Raw genomic sequence first — 25,634 nt, forward strand, 5'->3', positions numbered from 1 at the left:
GCCCCGCGTGCCAGACGAATGCATCGTTGGCAGGAGGGGCTCTCGTTATTTGGTCGTAGATTTCACACAAAACACTGTGGGAGCGAGCTTGCTCCGGGCGGCGTTCCGACGATGAGGCCAGCACATTCGCCATTGATGTCGACTGTCAGACCGCTATCGCGAGCAAGCTCGCTCCCACAGGTTATGTGGTGGTCCTGACGTTAATGCTTGGCGACAAGATCCTTGGGCAGCTTGAAGGTCCAGAGCATGCCGCCCTGGTTGAAGTCCTTCACCCGCTTGGCCACTTCACCGCCCCACAGCGGTACCGCGCCGCCCCAGCCGGAGAGCACCGAGACGTACTGTTCGCCGTCCATTTCCCAGGTCACGGGCGAGCCGAGCACGCCGGAACCGGTCTGGAATTCCCAGACCTTTTCGCCGGTCTTGGCGTTGAACGCCTGCAGGAAGCCTTCAGGCGTGCCGGTAAACACCAGATTGCCCTTGGTGGTCAGCACCCCGCCCCACAGCGGCGCGTAGTTCTTGTGGCGCCAGACTTCCTTGCCGGTTTTCGGATCGATGGCCCGCAACACGCCGATGTAGTCTTCGTTCAACGGTTTGATGGTGAAGCCGGCGCCGAGGAACGCCGCGCCTTTCTTGTAGGCGATGCCTTCGTTCCAGATGTCCATGCCCCACTCGTTGGACGGCACATAGAACAGCCCGGTGTCTTGGTTGTAGGCCATCGGCATCCAGTTTTTCGCGCCGAGGAACGCCGGTGCCACGAAGACCGAACTGCCCTTGACTTCCGAGCCTGGGGCACCGGGACGGCTGGCCTCGTTGTAGATCGGCCGGCCGTTCTTATCCAGGCCGGTGGCCCAGGTGATCTTGTCCACGAACGGGAAGCCGCGGATGAATTTGCCGTTGGTACGATCCAGCACGTAGAAGAAGCCGTTACGGTCGGCAGTGGCCGCCGCCTTGATCTCCTTGCCGCCTTCGCTGTAGTTGAACGACACCAGCTCGTTCACGCCGTCGTAGTCCCAACCGTCGTGGGGCGTGCTCTGGAAGTGCCACTTGATGGTGCCATCGTCCGGGTTGAGCGCCAGGCGCGATGAGGAGTAGAGGTTGTCGCCAGGGCGCAGGTGCGAGTTCCACGGTGCCGGGTTGCCGGTACCGAACAGCAGCAGGTTGGTTTCCGGGTCGTAATAGCCGCCCAGCCACGGGGCCGCGCCGCCGGTTTTCCAGAGATCGCCCGGCCAGGTCTTGCCTGCCTCGCCGCCGGAGATGCCGTTTTCCACCGCTTTGCCGTCCTTGTAGACGTAGCCCATATGGCCTTCGACCGTTGGCCGGGTCCACAGCAGATCACCGTTTTTCGGGTCGTAGGCCTCGATCTTGCCCACCACGCCAAACTCGCCACCGGCCACGCCGGTAATCAGCTTGCCGTTGATCACCAGCGGCGCGGCACTGATCGAGTAGCCTTCCTTGTGGTCGGCGACTTTCTTGCTCCACACCACCTTGCCGGTGTCCTTGTTCAGCGCCACGAGCTTGGCGTCGAGGGTGCCGAAAATCACCAGGTCACCATACAGCGCGACGCCGCGGTTGATCACGTCGCAACAAGGACGGATGTCATCGGGCAGGCGTGCATCGTATTGCCAGAGTTTCTTGCCGGTGCGCGCATCCACGGCGAACACCCGGGAATAGGAACCGGTCATGTACATCACGCCGTCCTTGACCATCGGCTGCGCTTGCTGGCCACGTTGTTTTTCACCGCCGAAGGAAAACGCCCACACCGGGCGCAGCTCCTTGACGTTGTCGACGTTGAGAATATCCAGCGGGCTGTAGCGCTGCCCTTGAACGCCGAGTCCGTTGGTCACGACCTGTTCCGGGTTCTTCGGGTCCTGGAGAATGTCCTGGTCGGAAACCCCGGCCAATGCCTGGCCGGACAACAGCATGGCACTGAGCAGCAGGCTCAAGACGAAGGGCTGGCGACGTGCGGGTTGGGTCATGACGGCTTCCTCTGCGGATTTTTGTTATGTCCGGAAAGTTTTCCCGGTCTGGTGCAGATTCTTGAGCGCCGCCGCCCTGGCAACAATTGCCCGCAATGAGGAGATTGCTAGTTCCTTGGTACAGGGTGGGGGGTGATGAGCCGCGGATTTTGTGCCCGATGAAAGTCCCCCAGGGGTCTGTGTTTGCTCACTTTTGCGCGTTGGAATCCACCCGCGTCATCCGCCCACGCTCGTAGCGCGGGTACAGATGACTGACGCTGCGGATCAGTTCGTAGCGGCTCAGGTTGATCCCGGCGAAACGTTCGGGGACGGGGCTGCGGATCATCTCGGCCATGTCGCTGCCATTGGCGGCGCCGTCGCGCATCAGTTGATCGAGCCAGGTCAGGTAATCGCGCATTTGCTCGAAGGGTTGAGGGTCGCTCGCCACCGGGCCATGGCCCGGCACAACCTGCGTCCAGGGCAAGCCTTGCAGGGTCGCGATGTCCGCCAGCCACACTGCCAGCCCTGGACTGTTGGGTGTGGTCAGCGCCCGTTGATAAAACACCAGGTCCCCGGCAAACAACACGCCGGTTCGCTGGTCGAGAATAGCCAGATCCGCGCCCGTATGCCCACCCAGGCTCAGCAGACGCAGATCGTGATTCCCAAAACTTTTCACGCCGGGTGTCAGCACCTGGGTAGGCATCACCACTTCGGTGCCACGCATCCAGTCGCCGACCATCCGGTACATATTCTCGGCCATGGCATCGCCTTGCCGGTGCAACAGCTCGGTGGTGCCGGCCAAGGCGCCGATCGGCACGTCGCTGAAGGCTTGGTTGCCCAGCACATGGTCCGGGTGATGATGGGTCAGCAAGACCTCGATCACTGGCTTGTCGGTGGTGGCGGCAATGGCCTTGCGCATCGCTTCGCCGTAGCGCTTCGACGGACCGGTATCGATCACCACCACACCCCGGTCAGTGACGATGAACGCGGTGTTGACGATGTTGCCGCCGTTGGCCTTGGCAAAATTATCGGTGCTGCCTTCCAGCAGCCAGGTGTCCCGGGCGATCTGCCGGGGCTTGAGTGAGTACTCGAGATCGGCCAGGGCCGGCAGACTGACGCTCAGCACCATCAACAGGATCCAGCGCATGCCACGCTCCTTGAGGTCACGCTCCTTGGGGTCAGAGGATCGACGCATTGAACTCATTGCCACTGTTGTCCCGTATTAACAGGCGCGTTTGCCCTGCTCCTTCGATGTCGAAGGCCAGGTTGGGGTTTTCGCTGACTGCGGGAAACAGCTCCAGCCGGGCCAGCACCTGCTCGTTGTGGTCGCGCAACTCGACATGGTTGATGAAGAACTCCGGAATGCCGCTGACCATGCCATTGTCCATGGGATGGGCCACCTGCAACCGCAAACGGCTGAATTCGCCCCGGGGGTAACGGCCGCCGAACACTTCGCCGATGTGCTCTTCCCAGCCTGGTTGCGTGCGCACCACGCTCGGCGCGGTGCAGCCGCCACCCGCCGCATCAATCAGGGTCGAGCCGACATGCCACACGCCGTCGCGGGTCAACACCGCCGCGCGCAAGGGCGTGGCCTGTTCGATGCGAATGCGCAACGACAGCCAAGGCAAAACCGAATCAAGCGGCTGGAAGTCGACGATTTTCGGCAACGGGTTCAGCTCTGCCCAGGCGAGGATTTTCACCACCTCGCCCTTGAACGCCCGGGCGTCGATTTCCAGCGGCACCTGCCGGGCATCTTCGGCAAACGGCGGCGCCAGCAACTTGACCCGCTCATCGAAAACGAACGGCGCATTACCGAGGAACTGCTGCTGATAGAAATTCCACATCACCGATGGCACCGGGTCCTTACCGGGATCGATAGCGCCAGCTTGTGCCGCCAGGCTTAACCAGCAGGCCAACAGACAACTCCCTCGCCATTTCATCGCCTGCTCCTTATTGATACATCTCGGGCACGTCGTACTGCAGGCCGTAATGGCCGTAGATGGTCTTCACCGAACCCTCGCGGATCAGGCCTTCGAGCGCCTCTTCCACGGCATAGGCCAGTTGCCGGTTGCTTTCGTGCACCGCCATGCCGATTTCCCAAAGTTGCTTGCCCATGTTCGGGTAGGCGTTCTCAGCCAGTGCCACTTGCGGGTCGGCCGCTTCATGGATCTGCCAGTCGATTTCGCCGCGCATGGCCATCACCGCGTCGACCTCGCCGACCTTCATCCCGGCAAACGCCTGGGGCACGCCGGGATAGTGATGGGTCTTGCCAGCGAGCATGCCGTTGAACACCGACGTCAGGTAGAACGACGGCACGCTGTCGACTTCGACACCAATCGGGTGATGCTCGAACACCGCGACGCTGGCGACCTTGTCCAGCCGCCGGCGGTCATAGGCCACCTGCCATTGTTCGTTCTGGTACGGACCGAACATCACCACTTGGCCGTTGACCAGTTCGCCGAACTCGTTGCGCTTCTGCGCGTAGTCACGGTCGTAGGGCACGCGCATCATCAGGTCGGCCAGTTGCTGGTTGTGCAAGGCACTGGCACGCCAGATGTAATCGCGCAGGTCGTCGTCGAGCTTTTCCCCGGCCGGTGCCCAGATCAGTGTCAGGCGCACGCCGAGCGCCTTGGCCAGGGCCTCGGCGAGCTCGACATCGACACCCTGGGGCTTTCCGGCGCGTTCAAAGCTGTAGGGGGCGAAGTCCTTGTAGACCGCCACCTTAAGCTCCCCGGCGGCGATCATTTCGTCGTAGTTGCGAACCTGCGCCTGCGCCGCCTGGCAGCACAGCCACAGAGCGCCGATCAACACCGCGAGCAGGCGCATGGGTCACTCCTCGACGTGCACAGTGTCCAGATAAGTGCGCACTGCCCACAGGGCTTCCTGACTCAGGTAGTCGGCCATCTTCGGCATGTACACCCGACCGTCGCGCACCGCGCCATGGCGCACCCGTTCGGCGAACCATTCATCGCCCGACTCACCGACATCAAGCATGCGCAAGTCGGGGGCGATACCGCCGGACTTGGCTTCCAGGCCATGACAGGCCGCGCAGTTCTGGGTGTACGCAGAAGCACCGATTTCCACTGCTTTGTCATGTTCCGGGGCGGTGCGATACGGGTTCACCGCGGCCCAGCCATCGGCATCGAGTTGCACACCGGCGTCCTTGATCGGGGTCAGCCCCGGGGTGGCCACGGCCTGTGGCACCACGTTGCCGTGGGCCCAGACGGAACCTGCACTGATCAAACTGGCCAATAGCCCGGTCACGAGCAAGGCGTTGCGTCTTGTTGTCATTGTTATGCCCTCTGGATTGCACGCAAAACCTCTTGGCAGAGGCTATGGCAGCCATCTTAGAAACGGTATCGCACTCACCCCATGCTGCTTTGGTGGTCGCCACCTAGTCCCTTGGTAGTAAGGCGCTGGATGGACACCACCGGTACTTTCTGCATATTTCCTCAGCTTCACGGGCTACCTAAGCTGGCGCTACCTGTAATGGAGTGCCCTATGCGCCCGCTCATCCCTTACGCCCTGATCTACCTGCTGGCGATTGCCTGCGCCGCCGGCCTGGCCACCCAGAGCCAGGCCAGCGAAGCGCCCTTGCAGGTGCGGATCGGCTACCTGGGTTATCGCCCCGACCCCGGCCCGCTGCTGTCCAGCGTCATCCCCGAGCCCACCGATGCCGGGCTGCGCGGCGCCGAACTGGCGATCACCGACAGCAACAGCACCGGGCGTTTTCTCAACCACGGCTACAACCTGGTCAGCGCCAATGTCGACAGCCCCGAGGCCTTGCTCGAAGCGGCAAAGGCGCAGCATGAACAAGGCCTGCGCCTGTTTGTAGTCAATGCCCCCGCCACCAGCCTGCGCCAATTGAGTGCAGCGCTGCCCGACAGTCTGCTGTTCAACGCCGGTAGCCCCGATGACAGCCTGCGCACCACCGATTGCCTGGCGAACGTGCTGCATACCTTGCCGAGCCGGGCGATGCTCGCCGATGCGCTGGCGCAGTTTCTGGTGCTGCGCAAATGGCAGCGGGCGCTGCTGATCGTCGGCCCGACGCCCGACGATCAAGCCTATGCCGCCGCCCTGCGCCGCGGGGCCAAGCGCTTTGGCTTGCAACTGGTGGCGGAAAAACCCTGGAGCTTCGATAACGACCAACGCCGCAGCGCCCAGGCGGACATGCCGCTGTTCACCCAGACCGCCGAGTACGACGTGGTACTGGTGGCCGATGAACGCGGCGACTTCGGAGAATACGTGCCCTACCAGACCTGGTACCCGCGCCCGGTCGCCGGCACCCAGGGCCTGACCCCGGTGGGCTGGCACAAGACCGTGGAAACCTACGGCGCCGCGCAGCTGCAAAAACGCTTCGAAGCCCTGACCGGGCGCTGGATGAATGACCGTGATTTCGCGGCATGGATGGCCGTGCGCAGTATCGCCAGCGCCGTGAGCAAACTGCGCCAGGCCGAGCCGAGGGCGATCCGTACGCTGGAAATCAGCGACCAGTTGCCCCTCGACGGCTTCAAGGGCCGCAAGCTCAGCTATCGGCCGTGGAACGGCCAGTTGCGCCAGCCGATTCCCATCGTCCAGCCACGGGCGCTGGTCAGCACCTCACCCCAGGACGGCTTTCTGCACCCCTTCAACGAGATGGACAGCCTGGGCTACGACAAACCCGAGGTCAGCTGCCGTTTTCCCTGATCCGATAATCACAACAACAAGGAATCCGCCATGCGCCGCACCCTGCTCTCTTGCATCATGCTGCTCGCCGCTGGCCATGCCGTTGCCAGCACTGCCTGGGTCTCCAACGAAAAGGACAACAGCCTGAGCCTGATCGACCTGCAGACCCTGCAAGTCACCGACACCCTGCCCGTCGGCCAGCGCCCCCGCGGCCTGCTGCTGTCCCATGACAACAAACTGCTGTACATCTGCGCCAGCGACTCGGACCGGGTCCAGGTGATGGACGTGGCCACGCGCAAGATCATCAAGGAACTGCCCTCGGGCAAAGACCCCGAGCAATTCGCCCTGCATCCGAATAATCGCTGGTTGTACGTCTCCAACGAGGACGATGCGCTGGTCACGGTGATCGACACCGAGACGTCCAAGGTGCTCGGCCAGATCAACGTCGGTGTCGAACCCGAAGGCATGGCCGTCAGCCCTGACGGCAAGTGGGCGGTCAACACCAGCGAAACCACCAACATGCTGCACTGGATCGACACCAGCACCCAGACCCTGGCCGACAGCACCCTGGTCGACCAGCGCCCGCGCTTCGTCGAGTTCTCCCCCGATGGCGCCCAGCTCTGGGCCTCGGCGGAAATCGGCGGCACCGTGACCATTCTCGATGTGGCCAGCCGCACCGTGCTCAAGACCCTGAACTTCCAGATCAAGGGCGTGCACCCGGACAAGGTCCAGCCGGTCGGCATCAAGCTCAGCGCCGATGGCAAGTACGGCTTCGTCGCACTGGGCCCGGCCAATCATGTGGCGGTGATCGATGCCAAGACCTTCGAGATTCTCGATTACCTGCTGGTGGGTCGACGAGTCTGGCAGATGGCATTCACCCCGGATCAGAAGCAACTGCTGGCCACCAACGGCGTCAGCGGCGATGTCTCGGTGATCGATGTCGACAGCCTCAAGGTCAGCAAATCGGTGAAAGTCGGACGCTACCCTTGGGGCGTAGTGGTGACGCCATGAACGCCCTTGAAGTCAGCGACCTGAGTTTCGCCTACGGCGCCCGAGAGGCCTTGCGCAAGGTGAGTTTCAGCCTGGAACCCGGGCGTTTCGCCGCGCTGTTGGGTCCCAATGGCGCGGGCAAGTCGACCCTGATTGCCCTGCTCACCCGGCTCTATGATCTGCAGCACGGCGAGATCCGCGTCGGTGGCAATTCATTGCGCAGCGCGGCACGCCCGGCACTCAAGCAATTGGGTGTAGTGTTCCAGCAAAGCACCCTGGACCTAGACCTCAGCGTCGAGCAAAACCTGCGTTATCACGCCGCATTGCATGGCCTGTCCCGGCGCCAGACCGACCTTCGGGTCGACGCCGAACTGGCCCGTCAGACCCTGACCGATCGCCGTCGCGAACGGGTGCGCGAACTCAATGGCGGCCATCGTCGCCGGGTGGAAATTGCCCGTGCCCTGTTGCATGAGCCGCGCCTGTTGCTGCTCGATGAAGCCAGTGTCGGCCTCGACCCGGCGAGTCGACTGGCACTCAACCAGCACATCCGCAGCCTGTGTCGCGAGGAGCGCATCAGCGTGCTCTGGACCACCCACCTGCTCGACGAAGTGCAGCCCAGGGATGACTTGCTGATCCTGCATCAAGGCCGGCTGGTGGCCAGTGGGCAGGCCGATGCCCTGAGCCTGGAACACGGTGGTGACCTCGGTTCGGCCTTCACCCGCCTGACAACATCGGGAGTTGCCCAATGAACGCTTACTGGCAATGCTTTAGCGGCATCGTGCTGCGCGAGTGGCTGCGCTTTGTGCTGCAACGCACGCGGTTTCTCAGCGCCCTGGTGCGGCCGCTGCTGTGGCTACTGGTGTTCGCCGCCGGTTTTCGCGCAGCGCTGGGGATCGCGATCATCGAGCCCTACGACACCTACATCCCGTACGAGGTCTACATTATTCCCGGCCTGGCCTGCATGATCCTGCTGTTCAACGGCATGCAGGGATCACTGTCGATGGTCTACGACCGCGAGATGGGCAGCATGCGGGTGCTGCTGACCAGTCCCCTGCCCCGCACCTTTCTGCTGTGCAGCAAACTGTTGGCCACGTCGCTGATTTCGCTGTTGCAGGTGTATGCCTTCCTGGCGATTGCCTGGGTCTACGGCGTGCAGCCACCGGCCATGGGCCTGTTGCTGGCGTTGCCGGCCCTGCTGCTGGTGGCGTTGATGCTCAGCGCCTTGGGCCTGTTGCTGTCGAATGCGATCCGCCAGCTGGAGAACTTTGCCGGGGTGATGAATTTCGTGATCTTCCCGCTGTTTTTCCTGTCATCGGCGCTGTATCCGCTGTGGAAGATGCGCGAGGCCAGCGAGTGGCTGTATTGGCTGTGCGCGGTGAATCCCTTTACCCATGCGGTGGAACTGGTGCGTTTTGCCCTGTATGAACGCTTCAATCCGCTGGCGCTGGCGGTGTGCGTGGGCCTGACGCTGCTGTTCGCCCTGCTCGCCGTGCTGACCTTCAACCCGCAGCATGCTGCCTTGCGCAAAGCCAGCTAACACCACAATCCCCGGTGGGGGATCTTCATTGAACAGGGAGAATTACTACTTTAGTACTGGTTTACCTGTCTATCGTCGCATTCCCAACGCCCCCCGACTGGCATGTAATAGGTCCATAACTATAAGGACCGAACCCATGCCACGTGCCCGACGTTGCCTGTTGCGCCCCGCTCTCGCCGCCCTGTCGCTGGGCCTGCTGCTGAGCACCGCGCAGGCCGACACAGCGCTGTTCTCCGCCGAGGGTTATCGCATCGGCCTGTACCGCAGCCCGACGCCCGACCAACTGCAAGGCGCAACCATCGTCGATACCCTCACCCTGCAAACCCTGCTCGGCCAAACCCCACGCCCACTGCTGATCGACGTCTACCGCCGTCAGTGGCTGCAAGGGCAATTCATCGAAGACCAGCCCCATGAAAACCTGCCCGGCAGCCATTGGCTGGCCAATACCGGGGATGGCGACCTGACGCCGCAATGGCAGGACTACTTCGCCGGCAACCTGCAAAAGCTGACCGCCGGCGACCCGACCCAACCGCTGGTCTTCTATTGCCGCTCCGACTGCTGGTTGAGCTGGAATGCGGTCAAGCGCGCAGCCACCATGGGCTATAAGACTCTGTATTGGTATCGCGATGGCCTGGACGCCTGGCAAGCGGCCAACCTGCCGGTTTCGCCTGCCCGGCCCGAACCCTTTCCCTGAGCTTTACGCGTGCGTGTTGTTGCCACACCATAATCAAAATAATGAGGTGAAAGGCCATGTACAAAATCCTGATTGCCGACGATCACCCGCTGTTTCGTGAAGCCATTCACAACGTCATCAGCGACGGTTTTGCCGGCAGCGAAGTGATGGAAACCGCCGACCTGGACAGCGCCCTGGCCCTGACCCAGGAACACGACGACCTGGACCTGATCCTGCTCGACCTGAACATGCCCGGCATGCACGGGCTCAATGGCCTGATCAACCTGCGCAACGAAGCGCCGACCATTCCGGTGGTGATTGTTTCCGCCGAGCAGGACAAACAGATCGTGCTGCAAGCCATCACCTACGGCGCGGTGGGTTTCATCACCAAATCGTCACCCCGCGCCCAGATGACCGATGCGATCCAGCAGATTCTCAATGGCAATGTCTACCTGCCCCCGGACATCATCCGCACCGCCAAAAGCAGCACCCACCGACGGATGAACGACACCCCGAGCTTCCCGCCCGAACTGCTCCAGGCCCTGACCCGCAAGCAACTGCAAGTGCTGGAGCGCATGACCAAGGGCGAATCGAACAAGCAGATCGCCTACACCCTGGAAATCGCCGAGACCACGGTCAAGGCCCACGTCTCGGCAATCCTGCGCAAGCTCAACGTGCACAACCGGGTGCAGGCGATCCTGAGTGCCGGGGATATTGATTTCGGGTCTTATCTGCGGCGTTGAGTCAGCAAGACCGCGGCGCCCCCTTCGCGAGCAAGCCCGCTCCCACACTGGACCTGCGTCGTACACAAAATCTGTGTTTGATGAAGATCAAATGTGGGAGCGGGCTTGCTCGCGAAGAGGCCAGCACCGACACCCAGAAAATCAAGGCCTGCCGAGCAAATGACTCATCGCCGTCTTCAGTTTCATCGGCCGCACCGGCTTGTGCATCAGGGTGTGGCCCAGTTCGCGGATCTGCTGCTTGAGCTCATTGCTGTAGTTGGCCGTGATCATCATCGCCGGGATCGGTGAGGCACGACGGGCATTGATCCGGGCCACTGCATCGACACCGTTCTGATCGTTATCCAGATGATAGTCGGCGATCAGCAAGTCGGCTTCGGCGCGGTAGTTGTCCACTTGCCGTGCCAGGTCCTCCTCCGACAGCGCCGTCACCACCCGACACCCCCACCCCTCCAGCAAGGTGCGCATGCCGGCACAGATGGTCGCGTCATTGTCCAGCACCCATATCCTGGCACCCCGCAGGCGCTCAAGCATCGGCTCGCTCATCTGCAGCGTCGGCGGCGGTGTCGGCGCGGTGGCGCTCAAGGGTACTTCGACCGAGAACATCGAACCCCGGCCCGGCCACGAGCGCACATGAATGGGATGCCCGAGGATGCCGGCAATTTTCTCGACGATCGCCAGGCCCAGGCCCAGTCCGCGATCCTGATCCGGTCGCTGCACATCGCCGCGCTTGAATTCCTGGAAAATCTCCTCCAGGCGATGCTCGGCAATGCCCATGCCGCTGTCCCAGACTTCGATCGTCAGGCACTGATGATGCCGCCGGCAACCGAGCACCACGCGACCACTGTAGGTATAGCGAATCGCGTTGCTCAGCAGGTTGCGCAGAATCCGCGCCAGCAACTGGATGTCGCTGCGCACCAGCGCCGAACAGCCGATGAAGTGCAATTGCAGGCCTTCACTGCGCGCCACCTGGGTGTATTCGGCGGCCAGGTTGTCCAGCAGTTCACTGAGGGCAAACGGCGCGACGTCGGCCTTGATCACCCCCGCATCGAGCTTGGAAATATCCACCAGGGTGCCGAGCAGGTTCTCCACGTCTTCCAGGGAATTACTCACGTTGCGTACCAGAATCTCGCTGGACATCGGCTCTCGGCGTTCCAGCAAGGCACTGGTGAACAATCGCGCCGCATTCAGCGGTTGCAGCAGGTCGTGGCTGACGGCGGCGAGGAACTTGGTTTTCGACAGGTTGGCTTGCTCGGCTTCCTGCTTGGCTTCGCGCAAGCGTGACTCGACCAGGCGCCGCTCATCGATCTCGCGCAGCAACTGGTCGTTGAGGGTGGTCAACTCCGCCGTGCGCTCGCGTACCCGCAGCTCAAGGTTCTGATACGCCTGATGCAGCGCCTCGGCGGTGCGGCGGCGTTCGGTGATGTCGCGGATCAGCACGAAAATCCCCACCACCTCGCCACTGGCCAGACGGTTGGGCACATAGGAGCGCAGCATGTAGCGCTCCTGGTTGTTGACGTTGGTTTCGGCGAACTCGAAGGTCACGCTCTCGCCGGCCAGTGCCCTGGCCACATAGGACTCCAGGCGCTGGTAATGCTGTTCGCTGTGCACTTCACGCAGGCTCTGGCCGAGCATCACGCCGCGGGGCCAGCAGTACCACTCCTCGTAGACCTTGTTGGTGAACTCGTAGACCAGGTCGGCATTGAGGTAGGCAATCAATGCCGGTACGTGATCGGTGATCAGGCGGATCCAGTGTTCGCTTTCACTCAGCGCTTCGGCGTGCTGGTAGCGCTCGGTAATGTCGGTGAAGGTGTTGACGAAACCGCCGGTGGGCAACGGATGGGTGCGGATTTCCAGGACCCGGCCATCGTACAGGCGCTGCTCGCATTCGCGGACCGGTCGCCCGTTGCCGTCGCGACTGGCAGGGGTCAGCAGGTTCAACTCGCTGTCGGCGATCACTTCGGCAAAAGGGCGATGGGCCGCCACCGGCGCCAGGCCGCTCAATTCCAGGAAGCGCCGGTTCCACAATTCCAGGATGCCCTCGGCGCTGACCATCGCCACCCCTTGGGACAGGTTGTCGACCGCCCGTTGCAACAGGTGCGACTTCTGCGCCACCGCCTGCTCGCGGCGCATGGTTTCGCTGAGTTTGACGTCGGTAATGTCGGTGAACAGAATCACCCGCCCCCCTTCCTGGGTCGGCCGCTCGCTGACTTGCAGCCAACGCCCGTTCTGCAGACGGTAAAGCAGGTTTTCGTCGGCGTGCCCGCGAGGCTCTTCGGTGAACAGGGCGTTGTTCATCATCAGCCGCTTGACCTCGGTCAGGCGCATGCCGGCATTGATCCGCACCCGGCTGTTGCTCCAGAACGCCTTGAAGCGACTGTTGAACAGCACGATGCGCTGGTCGGCGTCGAACAGCACGAAGGCGTCGGAAATGCTTTCGATGGCATCGATCAGGTGTTGATGCGCCGTTTCCGCGCGCAGGCGGGCTTCACTGAGCAGATGATTACCGGCCTTGAGTTCGGCCATGGCCTGGTTCAGGGCATCGGTGCGTTCACGCACTTGCTCGGCCAGCACCACCGAATGCTGGAATGCCGCGTACGGATCGTTGCCGCGAGTCCCCCCGGACTCGACCCGTTCGATCAGCGCGCCATTGATGCGCTGCAGTTTATGGTTTTCCAGGCGCAGCCTGGCCAGTTCGGCCTGCAGCTCAGCGATGTCCCGGGGCACGGCCGCGGGCAATGGCAACGCCGGTGAAGGTCTGGTTGATGTGCATGCCATTGAACTGTTCTCCGTAGGTGTTGAAACCCATCACCCGTTGCTCACGCAAAAACGCGCCGATCTGATCAAGACTGCCGTCGTCTTCGAGTTCCAGACGCCGCAGGAAACAGTCGCAACCGATGGTCAGCAGCAAATCGCCCAGACGCTCCTGCAACCCCTCGAACAGGCTCTGCAGGTTCGGCAGCATCGGCCCCGGGGTCATGGCGGTGAGGACGATGCCGTTTTCCACGGCGCAGTAGAAACTCAGGCTCAGGTCCGGATGCACCTGCTGGATGGCCCGCACGTAGTACTGCTGGTTGATCCGCACCGCCAACGGGTGCGCGGCGAAAACCCGGTGATCGAGCTGCGCCACCGGCACGCCGATGTGCCGGGCGTACTCCTCGGCAGCCGGCTCGGCATTGAGTTCGAAGACCCGGCGCAAGGCGCTGTCGGCCCCGGTGACCACCAGCTTCTCGGCGCGGGGCAGCACGTGGTGGGTGGTGAACACTTCGAAATCCAGCCAGGTATTGACCAGCACCACCACGGCCGCGCCGCTGTGGAACTCGCCATCGAAGTACACATGGGTATGGGTCAGGTAGTTGTCGTCGCCGGCCGAACCGCCGAAATGCGGAATGTCGCCCAGTGCCGCGCTCAAGGCCGCCAGGACCATTTCCTCGCGGCTGGACAGGCCATCGAGCAGGGTCAGGGCAAAGCTGTTGCCCTTGATCGGCGCCAGGGTGTTGCTGCGACAGCCACTGACCAGGCGCTCGACCATTTGCTGGGCGTCGATCAGGCTGAAGTGCTCCATCTGGTCGATCAGCTCGATCGCAATGGAAAAGTGCCGGTGATCGAAACCCACCGCCGTCACGCAATTGCGCCCGTAGCCCAGGGGGGTGATTTCCCCGGCGCTGGTGCAGCCCACCAGGCGAATGCCGCCGAAGCTTTGCTGCAAGGCCTGGCCCAGCGCCTGCAAGTCGTACTCGGCGGAACAGAAGAACAGCACGAACCCCAGGTGCGGATGCAACAACTGTCGTGCCAGTTCCTGCGCCACCTGCCGGGCATCGGCGGCCTGGGACATTGCACTGACGATTCCTTCGTTCTGGCCCTGCTGCATCGTCGCCTCCCGCAGGTGCGTGTGTATGAGGCACGAGTGTACGAAGCCTGCGAGGTGCAACGAATGCTACTTGGGTAGCGGGTAGCCGCTTCGATGGGATGAGACGGTTGGCGACCCTCGCCGCGATGCGCACGGCCAGGGCCACCTCCCGGGGTTACCAGGTCAGCACCGCACCCACGGCAAAGGTGTCGGTGTCTTCGTTCTGCTCGTCGGTGTCGTGGCCGTTGATTTCGAACTGGTTGTACTCGGCCACCAGCTTGAGGTTGTCGTTCACGTCATGGAACAACGCGATGCCGCGGGTCTCGTAGTCCGCGCCGCTGCCGACCACGCCGTTGCCATCGTCATTGGTCTTGCCGTAGGACAAGGCCAGGCGGTTCTTGCCCAGTTTGTAGGAGCCCTGCATCAGGTAGCCGTCGCTGTCGACGTTGCGCAGGGTCGGCTCGCCGGCATTGTTGGTGAAAAACGGGTTGATGCCCTTGGCCTGGAAACCGGACCCGGTGAGGGACAAGCCGCCCATCTTCGCCTGCACGCCATAACCGACACCCTTGGAGGTGACGGTCTCGACCGTGGAGTCAGTGTTGTCCGAGGTCTGGTAGCTGCCGTTGACCCAGCTGTAGATCTTGGCCCCGGCCAGGTCGAACTGATAGGTGACTTCGCTCTCGGTACGCGGGTTTTCCTGATAGGCCTTGCCCGTCGGGCTGCTGTCGTTGGTGTCCACCGGGTCCATGATGCCGACCGCCACGCGCAGACCGTCCATTACCGGGGTGCGATAGGTGATCTGCGAGGTCGGGAACGGATACGGGTAACCGGTGCCGATGTTGCCGAACGACACCCCGCCGCCATCCACCAGCCCCAACGTATCGCTGACCTGACCATAACCGGCAAGCATTTCGTCGAGCAGGATGTTGGAACGGGCGAACAGGCCGAAGTCCTTGCCGATCAGCACTTCGCCCCATTCCGGGTTGGCCACGGTGCCGAAGAACTGCCGCACATCGATGGCGGTGTCGGTGCCGTTGGTTTCGCTGTCGTTGATGGTGACCCAGAACGAGGCACGGGCACCGAGCTTGAGGTCGTCTACCTGCTTGCCCATGTTGAACCCCAGGTAGTTGGGCAAAAAGCCCATCTTGACCCGCGCCTGTCGACGGTCGAACTGATCGCCGGCGCGGTCGACATCGCTGTTCACGTAGAAGGCGTTGATGTAGCCGTCGGTGGAGAACGTGGTCTGGTCCTTGTCGTACAGCATGATGTCTGCCTCGGCCACCTGGCTCAGGCCAAGGGCAGACAGGCTGGCGATAAAGGCAGGCAGAAAACGATGCGTGACGTTCTTATTGTTGTGCATGGCGCGCTCCGAAACGGGGACTGAGTGTCGGAGGCGATTATCGAAACCTGACGAGCGGCGCCATACGCTGCCTTGGGGCTGGTTTGCAGCTGCTTTGGATGGGCCGGCGGTGCGTGAGCACCATGGCGTAAGACCGCCGGTCGGCGAGGCTCGCCACTTAGGATGTAGGCCTGTGGACCCCGGTGGCGTCCACAGGAACCGGTACCGGCTAGGCGTTGGCCCGAAACAGCATGTAGGCGGCGACCACGACGCAGATGCTGGCGAAACCGACTTGCAACGCCCGCGCCGGCACCCGGGCGCAGAGCTTGCGGCCGATGATCATGCCAACGATGCTGGAGACGATGAAGGCGATGCCCAAACCATCGATGCGCACCCCGGCATGGAAGGCGCCGATCACGCCGATCGCCGAAATCAGGCTGATCACCATCAGCGACGTGGCAACGATCCCGCGCATCTGCACATCGGTCAGTTGCTTGAAGGCCGGGACGATCAGAAAACCACCGCCCACCCCCAGCAATCCCGAGACCACGCCAGTCACGGCCCCGAGCGCGGCGAGGGTCGCGGTGCATTTGGCGGTCCAGGAAAAGCGCCCGGTCTGTTGATCGAGCATGCAGTTCTTCTGGCCCCAGTTGGCCTGACCGTGATCGCTGGGGCCCGCATCCTTGCGCTCGCGGCGCAACATCCGCCCGGCCACAACGACCATCAGCAGGCTGAACAGGATCATCAGGATTTTTTCCGGCAACTGATGGGCAAAGTAGATGCCCACCGGCGAAAACACCGCACCGAGCGCGGCGATCAGCAGCGCCGCGCGATAACGCACCAGGCCATGGCGCAAGCCGTCGATGGCGCCGACCGCTGCCGCACTGCCCACCGCGAACAACGCCACCGGAGCGGCCTGGGTCATGCTCCAGCCCAGTCCCAACACCAGGGCCGGGACCGCAAGGATACCGCCGCCGGCGCCAGTCAAGCCGAGCACCAACCCCATCACTACACCAAACAGACTTGCCAGCAACATAGGGAGTTCTCAGTCCACCTTGGACACACGTGTCAGCCACTCGCGGCCCTTGAGCATGCCGTTCCAGTAGAACCACGGCAGCAGTGTCGCCTTCAGCCACCACGCCGAGCAGCGCGGTATCGTCGGGTCAAGGGGAAAGGTCGGCAGCAACTTGCCCGCGTACCCGAACTCGGCAAGGATCACCTTGCCCTTCTCCACCGTCAGCGGACAGGAGCCATAGCCGTCGTACTTCAGCGGCAGCGGCTGTTGCTTGCGCCAGGCCAACAGGTTTTCGGCCACCACCACGATCTGCTTGCGCGCCGCCGCGGCGGTTTTTGCATTGGTGGTGCCGCAGATATCACCCAGGGCGAAGACGCCGGGGTAACACGGATGCTGCAGGCTGTGGGGATCGACCTCACACCAGCCGGCGGCGTCGGCCAACGGGCTGCGGGCGACAAAATCCGGGGCCACCTGAGGCGGAACGACATGCAGCAGGTCAAAGGTCTTTGCCTGGCGGGTGACACTGCCATCGGCATCCCTGACGTCGAACCACGCGGTTTTCGCCGGGCCGTCGACCTTGACCAGATTCGAGTTGAACGCCAACCGGGCTTTGTACTTCTCGATGTATTTCATCAGCGGCGGGACAAAGGTCGGCACTCCGAACAGCGCCGCGCCGGCAAGATTGAACTCGACCTCGATGTTGTTCAGCACACCGGTCTTGTTCCAGTGATCGCAGGACAGGTACAGCGCCTTTTGTGGCGCGCCGGCACACTTGATCGGCATGCCCGGCTGGGTGAACAGCACCTTGCCGCCGCGCAATTTCCGCACCTGGTCCCAGGTGTAGGTCGCGTGGCGATAGCTGTAATTGGAGGTCACACCATGCTGGCCGAGGGTGTCCTCCAGGCCTTCGATTTTCTCCCAGGCCAGGCGCAGGCCGGGGCAGACCACCAGGTTTTGATAGCTGACCGTGCGCCCGTCACCGAGGGTGAGTTGGCACTTGTCGGGATCGATGCCCGTCACGGCAGCCTGCAGCCAATGGGCCCCGCGTGGCATCACCGACGCCATCGGCCGCACGGTGTTTTCCACGTTGTAGGCACCGCCGCCGACCAGCGTCCAGGCCGGTTGATAGTAGTGCCGGGAGTCGGGTTCGATCACGGTGATGTTCAGCTGCGGGCTACGCTTGAGCAGGCTGGCGACCAGGCCGATGCCTGCGGTGCCGCCGCCGATGACCACGATATCTGCACTGATGGATGGGCCCCAGTGTTGATCGTTCATTGCTTGTTCCTTTTGCTGCACGCAAGGATTTTTCTAGTCAATACACAAAACCAATGTGGGAGCGGCGGTGCGACGATTCGACTTGCTCGCGAAAGCATTGTGTCAGTAGACATAAACATTGGCTGACACACCGCCTTCGCGAGCAAGCCCGCTCCCACAGGGTTATGTTGAGTTGGCTGGCATCAGGGCTGAACCCAGCTTTTAAACACCGCCCCACAATAAAGCCCGGAGAGGGTTTTCATCACCTGGATCACTTCGTGGCTGGCGAGACCGTAAAAAATGTACTTGCCTTCACGACGGGTCGCGACCAGTCCTTCATCGCGCAGGATCCCCAATTGCTGGGACAGGGTCGGTTGGCGTACGCCGGTCATTTTTTCCAGTTCGCCTACGTTGCGTTCGCCCTGGGTCAGCTGGCACAGGATCAACAGGCGATCCTCATTGGCCAGGGCCTTGAGCAGCGCACAGGCCTTGGAGGCCGATGCGCGCAGTTGGGCGACTTCACATTCGGTCAGACTGGATTGCATTTGCAGGATGCCTTCAACGTCACTTAAGCTGCGAACATTATGTCTTTACATAAAGTGTTGCAACCCATGGCTGACTTTCCGTCGTCCGACTTTTCTACCCCTGCACAGGTTCGTGTCCATGCCCGCGCTGATTGAAGCTTTCCTCGACCCCGCCTCCTCGACCTACAGCTACGTGGTCTACGAGGCTGATGGCGGGCAGTGTGCGATTGTCGACCCGGTGCTCGACTACGACGGGGCCTCCGGGCGTACCGCGACCACCCAGGCCGACAGGATCATCGCCTTCGTTCGCGCCCGCCACTTGCAAGTGCAATGGCTGCTGGAAACCCACGCCCATGCCGATCACCTGTCCGCCGCGCCGTATCTGCGCAGGGAGCTTGGCGGCAAAATCGCCATTGGCGAATCGATCAGCAAGGTCCAGGACGTGTTCAAGGCGCTGTTCAATCTGGAGCCTTCCTTTCACGTCGACGGTTCCCAGTTCGACCACCTGTTCGCCCCCGACGAATCGTTCATGATCGGCAACCTCAAGGCGACCGCCCTGCACGTGCCTGGCCATACCCCGGCGGACATGGCTTACCTGATCGACGGTGATGTGATTCTGGTGGGCGATACGATGTTCATGCCCGACGTCGGCTCTGCCCGATGTGACTTCCCCGGTGGCAATGCCAACCAGATGTTTGCCTCGATCCGGAAACTGCTGGCCTTCCCCGCCAGCGTGCGCCTCTACGTGTGCCACGACTATCCGCCCGAGGGTCGCGTGTCCCAATGCATGACTACCGTGGGTGAACAGCGCAAAAGCAATATCCACGTGCGAGACGGCATCGACGAAAAGGCCTTTGTGCAAATGCGCACCCGGCGCGATGCGGGGTTGGGGATGCCGACACTGTTGCTGCCGGCGATCCAGGTGAATGTGCGGGCGGGGAACTTGCCGCCCGCGGAAGACAATGGTGTGACTTACTTGAAGATTCCGATCAATCAGTTGTGACTGCCGGGCAGCACCTCCTGCTTGTGCCACTGCCGGGACGCCGTGCTGTAGGTAAACGCGAGAACCTGACCGGCAGAGATGACATGTTCAAGTTCATCCGTGCCCTGGGAGTGGCCGATTCGGGTGGTATAGAGTGCATCGCACACGATCAGCACCACACTGTTGGCGGGAGCTTCCGCCGGCAAGTACACCAACGGCGCGTAATTGCCGACCGACAATGTATAGCGAATAAATTTCTCGCCGTCGCAAGGCGCCGCAATCACATGTCCGTGCTCATTCGGCGAGCATTCGCGCACCTGCAACGCCCATTGGCGCGAGCCATCAAGACACACCAGGGCAACCACCTCCCCCTTCGATAGACGGACGCCAGGCAGCGGAACATCACTGCCACGCAGATCCAGCTCACATTCGGCGTCCGCATCCGAGCAAACCAGCAACCGGTGTGGCTCTTCATCAAGAATCGGCGGCAGCGCCACTGTTTCAGTCCAGTGCGCGTCATCGATCTGCAAGATCATATGCCGGGCGCTTGGCATGCCTTGAACGCCAATGCTCGTCGGGCTGGCCTGTACAACATCAGGAATGCCCAACGCTCGGCTGCGGAACTGGTTGGAAAAGATGATGTTGTCCACCAGGCGATGCCGTAACGACCAATCGCAATTGATGATGTAGTACTTCATGATCGGATGGCTGGCGGAGCCGGCAGCAAACCATGACATCAACGAGCCCGAAATATCTTTGGCGCCGTCGAATGGAAAAGTCATGCGATGGGCTTGAATTGCCCGCAACTCACCAAAGGGTTTGGTTTCATTGCCGACCCGGTCAATAAACGCTTTTAGCTCACCATTCGACGGTGTATTCGAGCCTATCCAGCGTTGATTGACGCCGTTCCAAAAAAGCGCATCCCTGGGATCGGCGTTGTATGAAATGACGACATTTTTATAGTTTGGCAACGCCCATATTTGCGACACCGTCAGATCTCGATACACAGGCGATATGATCGATTCGCCCAAATAGGACTTTATTATTCCAGCTAGTTCACGATGGGCTGCGGCCGTAAAATTCCTGAACTGATGAAAATTCAGAATCACGATCTCGCGTTTAGTGTCCCCTTCAGAGTTTTGACGAAACATGCGCACAGCATCGAGAACATCGCCCTGGACCGTTCGCCCGTTGTTTGTCGAATGAAAAATCGAATAACGCCGTGGATCACCAACCGATAGTCCCGAATAATGTTGAACCCTGAGATCCAGCACTCGAATACCGGCAGTCAATTGATGGTACGGCGCGACGTCCTGACATACCTCCAGACTAGGGACATACTTTGCTTGTTTATCGAAACCTGAATTGTGAGTACCGGGTAGAATCGCCATATGAATCGGCAAGTTGCTGACAACACCGTAAGCGCGCATCCAGTGGTTACGAATGTTATTGAAGGGTTTGCATATCCCGCCACTCCAGCTCCCGTTCGGGCACCAACCGGCGGTAATTCCAATATCGCTCTCCAGGGCAGATGGACCCGGCCCTCCGTCCAGAGCGGCCTGGATATCCATCAAATCAGTTCCACCCATGTCCTCGACAAAGGGCTCAAAAACAGGAGGAACATATTCTTTTATATTTCCGTAATCATCCAAATCATCTGGATTGACGTCCAGCGAGTAGGCCAAAGCAATTTTATCTAATACAGGCTTCATTATGTTTCACTCTAGTTAATCAATAGTGGAGAGCAAAACATAAAGAAAACCGCACCACACAAATACAAGCTCAAACTGTAGAACGGCGTTGTACAGCTGTGACTTATTGCGTCAGTAAAAGCAGTGACACCGCCAATCCTTATTTATCCAGCGTCAACCCATTGGCCGGTAACGGCAGCGCGGTCTTGTACCGCACTTGCTTGAGCGCAAAGCTCGAACGGATGTTCGCTACCCCCGGCACCTTGGTCAGAAAGTCCATCATGAAACGCTCCAGCGACTGAATGGTCGGCACCAGCACCCGGATCAGATAGTCCGGGTCGCCTGCCATCAGGTAGCACTCCATCACCTCGGGACGATCGGAAATCGCCTCTTCGAAATGCTGCAACGCCTCCTCCACCTGTTTCTCCAGGCTGACGTGAATGAACACGTTCACATGCAGCCCCAGCAGGTCGGCGTCCAGCAGCGTCACTTGCTCGCGAATCACCCCCAGTTCTTCCATGGCCTTGACCCGGTTGAAACACGGCGTCGGCGACAGGTTCACCGAACGCGCCAGGTCGGCGTTGGTGATGCGCGCGTTCTCCTGAAGGCTGTTGAGAATGCCGATATCGGTACGGTCCAGTTTGCGCATGAGATAAAAACACCTGCTTTTTATGTTTATGCAGGTTTTTTATCTGCAAATGATCTTCAGCGCAACGAAACAGAGAGAAATATTCTTCTTCGGCGGGCCTATGATTGTTGTAGGACAAGATTTCTTCTACCGAACGAAATCTGTCAGCTCACTACAAGAAATTCACAAGATCGAGCGTAGAAGCCATGACCCAAGCGTATGAACCGCTGCGCCTGCACGTCCCCGAACCCTCGGGCCGTCCCGGCTGTAAAACCGACTTCTCCTACCTGCATCTGACCGATGCCGGCACGGTGCGCAAACCCCAAATCGACGTTGAACCGGCTGACACGGCTGACCTGGCCCGTGGCCTGATTCGCGTGCTCGACGACCAGGGCAATGCCCTCGGTCCCTGGGCCGAAGGCGTCTCTAGCGAGATCCTGCGCAAGGGCATGCGTGCCATGCTCAAGACCCGCATCTACGACAACCGCATGGTGGTCGCCCAGCGTCAGAAAAAGATGTCGTTCTACATGCAGAGCCTTGGCGAAGAAGCCATCGGCAGCGCCCAGGCCCTGGCCCTGAACATCGACGACATGTGTTTCCCGACCTACCGCCAGCAAAGCATCCTGATGGCCCGCGACGTGCCGCTGGTCGGCCTGATCTGCCAGTTGCTGTCCAACGAGCGCGATCCGCTCAAGGGACGTCAGTTGCCAATCATGTACTCGGTCAAGGAGTCCGGTTTCTTCACCATCTCCGGCAACCTCGCCACCCAGTTCATCCAGGGCGTGGGCTGGGGCATGGCTTCGGCGATCAAGGGCGACACCAAAATCGCCTCGGCCTGGATCGGCGACGGCGCCACCGCCGAGTCGGACTTCCACACCGCCCTGACCTTCGCCCACGTGTACCGCGCGCCGGTGATCCTCAACGTGGTCAACAACCAGTGGGCGATCTCCACCTTCCAGGCGATTGCCGGTGGTGAAGCGACCACCTTCGCCGGGCGCGGCGTCGGTTGCGGCATTGCCTCCCTGCGGGTCGACGGCAACGATTTCTATGCGGTCTACGCCGCCTCGGCCTGGGCTGCCGAACGTGCGCGCCGTGGCCTCGGTCCGACCATGATCGAATGGGTCACCTACCGCGCCGGCCCGCACTCGACCTCCGATGATCCGTCGAAATACCGTCCCGCCGATGACTGGAGCCACTTCCCCCTGGGTGATCCGATCGCACGCCTCAAGCAGCACCTGATCAAGACCGGTCACTGGTCCGAAGAGGAGCACGCTGCGGTCAGCGCCGAGCTGGAAGCCGAAGTGATCGCCGCACAGAAAGAAGCCGAACAGTACGGCACCCTCGCCGGCGGCCAGATTCCAAGCGCCGCGACCATGTTCGAAGACGTCTACAAAGAGATGCCGGAGCACTTGAAGCGCCAGCGCCAAGAGTTGGGGATCTGACATGAACGATCACAACAACAATATCGAGCTGGAAACCGCCATGACCACGACCACCATGACCATGATCCAGGCCCTGCGCTCGGCCATGGATGTGATGCTTGAGCGTGATGACAACGTCGTGGTCTTCGGCCAGGACGTGGGCTACTTCGGCGGAGTGTTCCGCTGCACCGAAGGCCTGCAGAACAAATACGGCACCTCCCGGGTGTTCGACGCGCCGATCTCTGAAAGCGGCATCGTCGGTGTCGCCGTGGGCATGGGCGCCTACGGCCTGCGTCCGGTGGCCGAGATCCAGTTCGCCGACTACGTCTACCCGGCCTCCGACCAGATCATTTCCGAAGCCGCCCGCCTGCGTTATCGCTCGGCCGGCGAGTTCACCGCGCCGATGACCCTGCGCATGCCTTGCGGCGGCGGCATCTACGGCGGCCAGACCCACAGCCAGAGCATCGAGGCGATGTTCACCCAGGTCTGCGGTTTGCGCACGGTGATGCCGTCCAACCCGTACGACGCCAAGGGCCTTTTGATTGCCTCCATCGAAAACGATGACCCGGTGATCTTCCTCGAGCCAAAACGCCTGTACAACGGCCCGTTCGACGGCCATCACGACCGCCCGGTAACCCCGTGGTCGAAGCACCCCGCGGCGCAAGTGCCGGATGGCTACTACACCGTGCCGCTGGACGTCGCTGCGATCACCCGTCCGGGCAAGGACGTCACCGTGCTGACCTACGGCACCACCGTGTACGTGTCGCAAGTCGCTGCTGAAGAAAGCGGCGTCGACGCCGAAGTCATCGACCTGCGCAGCCTGTGGCCGCTGGACCTGGAAACCATCGTCAAGTCGGTGAAAAAGACCGGCCGTTGCGTGGTGGTGCACGAAGCCACACGCACCTGCGGCTTCGGCGCCGAACTGGTGTCGCTGGTGCAGGAACATTGCTTCCATCACCTGGAAGCGCCGATCGAACGCGTCACCGGTTGGGACACCCCTTACCCGCACGCGCAAGAGTGGGCGTATTTCCCAGGTCCGTCCCGAGTGGGCGCGGCGTTGAAACGGGTCATGGAGGTTTGAATGGGCACGCACGTCATTAAAATGCCGGACATTGGTGAAGGCATTGCAGAAGTTGAATTGTCGGTATGGCACGTCAAGGTCGGCGACATGGTCGTCGAAGATCAGGTACTGGCCGATGTGATGACCGACAAGGCGATGGTCGATATCCCGTCGCCAGTGCATGGCAAGGTCATCGCCCTCGGCGGACAGCCGGGCGAAGTCATGGCGGTCGGCAGTGTGCTGATCAGCATTGAAGTCGAAGGCGCGGGCAACGTTAAGGAGTCGGCGCAACCGGCACCTGTTAAAGAAGCCCCGGTGGCCGCAGCCAAAGTTGAAACCGTAGTTGAAAGCAAACCGGTCGCTGCCCCATCGCCGAAAGCTGCCGTCTGCCAGGGCCCGATGGTGGCTCGCGCAGCCGATGAGCGTCCGCTGGCCTCCCCGGCCGTGCGCAAGCATGCGCTGGACCTCGGCATTCAATTGCGCCTGGTGCGTGGCACCGGCCCCGCCGGCCGCGTACTGCATGAAGACCTCGAGGCCTACCTGACCCAGGGTCAGTCGAACGCTTCGGCACCGGTGGCGGCTGCTTACGCCCAACGTACCGATGAACAGCAGATCCCGGTGATCGGCATGCGCCGCAAGATCGCCCAGCGCATGCAGGACGCCACCCAGCGTGCCGCCCACTTCAGTTATGTCGAAGAAATCGACGTCACCGCCGTGGAAGAGCTGCGCACGCACCTCAATGAAAAACACGGTGCGACCCGTGGCAAGCTGACTTTGCTGCCGTTCCTGGTCCGCGCCATGGTCGTCGCCCTGCGCGACTTCCCGCAAATGAACGCTCGCTACGACGACGAAGCCCAGGTCATCACCCGCCTCGGCGCGGTGCATGTGGGCGTCGCTACCCAGAGCGATGTCGGCCTGATGGTACCGGTGGTACGTCATGCCGAAGCTCGCAGCCTGTGGGACAGCGCGGCGGAAATCGCTCGCCTGGCCAACGCTGCGCGCAACGGCAAGGCCAGCCGCGATGAACTGTCCGGCTCGACCATCACCCTGACCAGCCTTGGCGCCTTGGGCGGCATCGTCAGCACGCCGGTGCTGAACCTGCCGGAAGTGGCGATCGTCGGCGTGAACAAGATCGTCGAACGACCAATGGTGATCAAAGGCCAGATCGTGATCCGCAAGATGATGAACCTCTCCAGCTCCTTCGATCACCGCGTGGTCGACGGCATGGACGCGGCGCTATTCATCCAGGCCATCCGTGGCTTGCTCGAACAACCCGCTACCTTGTTTGTGGACTGATTGTTGGAGAGCAC

General features: G+C 61.5%; 23 protein-coding genes. 10 read left to right on the forward strand and 13 right to left on the reverse strand.

Going from position 1 to position 25,634, the window contains the following annotated elements:
- Nucleotides 1-200: 200 nt before the first annotated feature.
- The 5 genes from ASD95_RS23440 to pedF all read right to left on the reverse strand — a co-directional run bounded on the left by ASD95_RS23440 (nucleotide 201) and on the right by pedF (nucleotide 5,246).
- Nucleotides 201-1,976, reverse strand: a complete 1,776-nt coding sequence (locus ASD95_RS23440; RefSeq protein WP_056727790.1) for a PQQ-dependent methanol/ethanol family dehydrogenase — start codon at nucleotides 1,974-1,976, stop codon at nucleotides 201-203.
- Between the two features lie 187 nt (nucleotides 1,977-2,163).
- Entirely contained in the window at nucleotides 2,164-3,102 is a 939-nt protein-coding gene (locus ASD95_RS23445) for a quinoprotein relay system zinc metallohydrolase 1 (RefSeq protein ID WP_056727792.1), read from the reverse strand.
- Nucleotides 3,103-3,133: 31 nt separating this feature from the next.
- Nucleotides 3,134-3,895 carry a quinoprotein dehydrogenase-associated SoxYZ-like carrier gene (locus ASD95_RS23450; protein WP_056727794.1) on the reverse strand — a complete coding sequence of 254 codons (762 nt, stop codon included), beginning with the start codon at nucleotides 3,893-3,895 and terminating at the stop codon, nucleotides 3,134-3,136.
- A gap of 10 nt (nucleotides 3,896-3,905) precedes the next feature.
- Nucleotides 3,906-4,781, reverse strand: a complete 876-nt coding sequence (locus tag ASD95_RS23455; protein WP_056727796.1) for a substrate-binding periplasmic protein — start codon at nucleotides 4,779-4,781, stop codon at nucleotides 3,906-3,908.
- 3 nt (nucleotides 4,782-4,784) lie between these two features.
- The gene (gene pedF / locus ASD95_RS23460; protein ID WP_056727798.1) at nucleotides 4,785-5,246 is read right to left on the reverse strand and encodes a cytochrome c-550 PedF; all 462 of its coding nucleotides are present in this window, start codon (nucleotides 5,244-5,246) and stop codon (nucleotides 4,785-4,787) included.
- 210 nt (nucleotides 5,247-5,456) lie between these two features.
- Here pedF and ASD95_RS23465 point away from each other — a divergent pair, with 210 nt between their 5' ends.
- The 6 genes from ASD95_RS23465 to ASD95_RS23490 all read left to right on the forward strand — a co-directional run bounded on the left by ASD95_RS23465 (nucleotide 5,457) and on the right by ASD95_RS23490 (nucleotide 10,563).
- Nucleotides 5,457-6,641, forward strand: coding sequence for an ABC transporter substrate-binding protein (locus ASD95_RS23465; RefSeq protein WP_056727799.1), 1,185 nt, complete (start codon nucleotides 5,457-5,459; stop codon nucleotides 6,639-6,641).
- Nucleotides 6,642-6,671: 30 nt separating this feature from the next.
- The gene (locus ASD95_RS23470; RefSeq protein ID WP_056727801.1) at nucleotides 6,672-7,631 is read left to right on the forward strand and encodes a YVTN family beta-propeller repeat protein; all 960 of its coding nucleotides are present in this window, start codon (nucleotides 6,672-6,674) and stop codon (nucleotides 7,629-7,631) included.
- Nucleotides 7,628-8,359: an ABC transporter ATP-binding protein gene (locus ASD95_RS23475; RefSeq protein ID WP_056727803.1), complete on the forward strand. Its 732-nt coding sequence runs from the start codon at nucleotides 7,628-7,630 to the stop codon at nucleotides 8,357-8,359. The genes ASD95_RS23470 and ASD95_RS23475 overlap by 4 nt, the downstream gene beginning before the upstream one ends.
- Entirely contained in the window at nucleotides 8,356-9,147 is a 792-nt protein-coding gene (locus tag ASD95_RS23480; RefSeq protein WP_056727804.1) for an ABC transporter permease, read from the forward strand. The genes ASD95_RS23475 and ASD95_RS23480 overlap by 4 nt, the downstream gene beginning before the upstream one ends.
- A 136-nt stretch (nucleotides 9,148-9,283) precedes the next feature.
- Nucleotides 9,284-9,841 carry a PQQ-dependent catabolism-associated CXXCW motif protein gene (locus tag ASD95_RS23485; RefSeq protein WP_056727806.1) on the forward strand — a complete coding sequence of 186 codons (558 nt, stop codon included), beginning with the start codon at nucleotides 9,284-9,286 and terminating at the stop codon, nucleotides 9,839-9,841.
- Between the two features lie 56 nt (nucleotides 9,842-9,897).
- Complete coding sequence (locus ASD95_RS23490) at nucleotides 9,898-10,563, forward strand: response regulator transcription factor (RefSeq protein ID WP_007976602.1); 666 nt, start codon at nucleotides 9,898-9,900, stop codon at nucleotides 10,561-10,563.
- Between the two features lie 141 nt (nucleotides 10,564-10,704).
- On the opposite strand, the gene nahK is transcribed toward ASD95_RS23490, so the two are convergent.
- The 6 genes from nahK to ASD95_RS23520 form a co-directional block, all read right to left on the reverse strand.
- Nucleotides 10,705-13,338 carry a hybrid sensor histidine kinase/response regulator NahK/ErcS' gene (nahK, locus tag ASD95_RS23495; RefSeq protein WP_082563028.1) on the reverse strand — a complete coding sequence of 878 codons (2,634 nt, stop codon included), beginning with the start codon at nucleotides 13,336-13,338 and terminating at the stop codon, nucleotides 10,705-10,707.
- Nucleotides 13,268-14,431 (reverse strand): nitric oxide-sensing protein NosP, encoded by a 1,164-nt coding sequence (gene nosP, locus ASD95_RS23500; protein WP_056727811.1) that lies wholly within the window; start codon nucleotides 14,429-14,431, stop codon nucleotides 13,268-13,270. The genes nahK and nosP overlap by 71 nt, the downstream gene beginning before the upstream one ends.
- 154 nt (nucleotides 14,432-14,585) lie before the next feature.
- Complete coding sequence (locus ASD95_RS23505) at nucleotides 14,586-15,770, reverse strand: porin (RefSeq protein ID WP_056727813.1); 1,185 nt, start codon at nucleotides 15,768-15,770, stop codon at nucleotides 14,586-14,588.
- Between the two features lie 208 nt (nucleotides 15,771-15,978).
- Nucleotides 15,979-16,785: a sulfite exporter TauE/SafE family protein gene (locus tag ASD95_RS23510; protein WP_056727814.1), complete on the reverse strand. Its 807-nt coding sequence runs from the start codon at nucleotides 16,783-16,785 to the stop codon at nucleotides 15,979-15,981.
- A 9-nt stretch (nucleotides 16,786-16,794) separates the two neighbouring features.
- Nucleotides 16,795-18,039: an FAD/NAD(P)-binding oxidoreductase gene (locus ASD95_RS23515; RefSeq protein WP_056727816.1), complete on the reverse strand. Its 1,245-nt coding sequence runs from the start codon at nucleotides 18,037-18,039 to the stop codon at nucleotides 16,795-16,797.
- A gap of 182 nt (nucleotides 18,040-18,221) precedes the next feature.
- On the reverse strand, nucleotides 18,222-18,563 hold the full coding sequence (locus ASD95_RS23520) for an ArsR/SmtB family transcription factor (RefSeq protein WP_056727818.1): 342 nt from the start codon (nucleotides 18,561-18,563) through the stop codon (nucleotides 18,222-18,224).
- 118 nt (nucleotides 18,564-18,681) lie between these two features.
- Here ASD95_RS23520 and ASD95_RS23525 point away from each other — a divergent pair, with 118 nt between their 5' ends.
- Nucleotides 18,682-19,545, forward strand: a complete 864-nt coding sequence (locus tag ASD95_RS23525; RefSeq protein ID WP_056727821.1) for an MBL fold metallo-hydrolase — start codon at nucleotides 18,682-18,684, stop codon at nucleotides 19,543-19,545.
- Here the strand turns inward: ASD95_RS23525 and ASD95_RS29255 are convergent.
- Both ASD95_RS29255 and bkdR read right to left on the reverse strand, forming a co-directional pair.
- Entirely contained in the window at nucleotides 19,536-21,236 is a 1,701-nt protein-coding gene (locus ASD95_RS29255; protein ID WP_156385870.1) for a hypothetical protein, read from the reverse strand. The genes ASD95_RS23525 and ASD95_RS29255 overlap by 10 nt on opposite strands.
- Nucleotides 21,237-21,375: 139 nt before the next feature.
- On the reverse strand, nucleotides 21,376-21,864 hold the full coding sequence (bkdR, locus tag ASD95_RS23540) for a Bkd operon transcriptional regulator BkdR (protein WP_046037311.1): 489 nt from the start codon (nucleotides 21,862-21,864) through the stop codon (nucleotides 21,376-21,378).
- A gap of 185 nt (nucleotides 21,865-22,049) precedes the next feature.
- On the opposite strand from bkdR, the gene ASD95_RS23550 reads away from it, so the two are divergent.
- The 3 genes from ASD95_RS23550 to ASD95_RS23560 are packed head-to-tail and all read left to right on the forward strand — an operon-like array spanning nucleotide 22,050 to nucleotide 25,620.
- A complete protein-coding gene (locus ASD95_RS23550) occupies nucleotides 22,050-23,285 on the forward strand; it encodes a 3-methyl-2-oxobutanoate dehydrogenase (2-methylpropanoyl-transferring) subunit alpha (RefSeq protein ID WP_056727828.1) in 1,236 nt (411 codons plus the stop codon).
- Between the two features lies 1 nt (nucleotide 23,286).
- Complete coding sequence (locus ASD95_RS23555; RefSeq protein WP_015095444.1) at nucleotides 23,287-24,345, forward strand: alpha-ketoacid dehydrogenase subunit beta; 1,059 nt, start codon at nucleotides 23,287-23,289, stop codon at nucleotides 24,343-24,345.
- Nucleotides 24,346-25,620, forward strand: coding sequence for a dihydrolipoamide acetyltransferase family protein (locus ASD95_RS23560; protein ID WP_056727830.1), 1,275 nt, complete (start codon nucleotides 24,346-24,348; stop codon nucleotides 25,618-25,620). It abuts the gene before it with no gap.
- Nucleotides 25,621-25,634 lie beyond the last annotated feature (14 nt).

This window comes from Pseudomonas sp. Root71 (assembly GCF_001429045.1).
Classification (GTDB): Bacteria; Pseudomonadota; Gammaproteobacteria; order Pseudomonadales; family Pseudomonadaceae; genus Aquipseudomonas; species Aquipseudomonas monachiensis.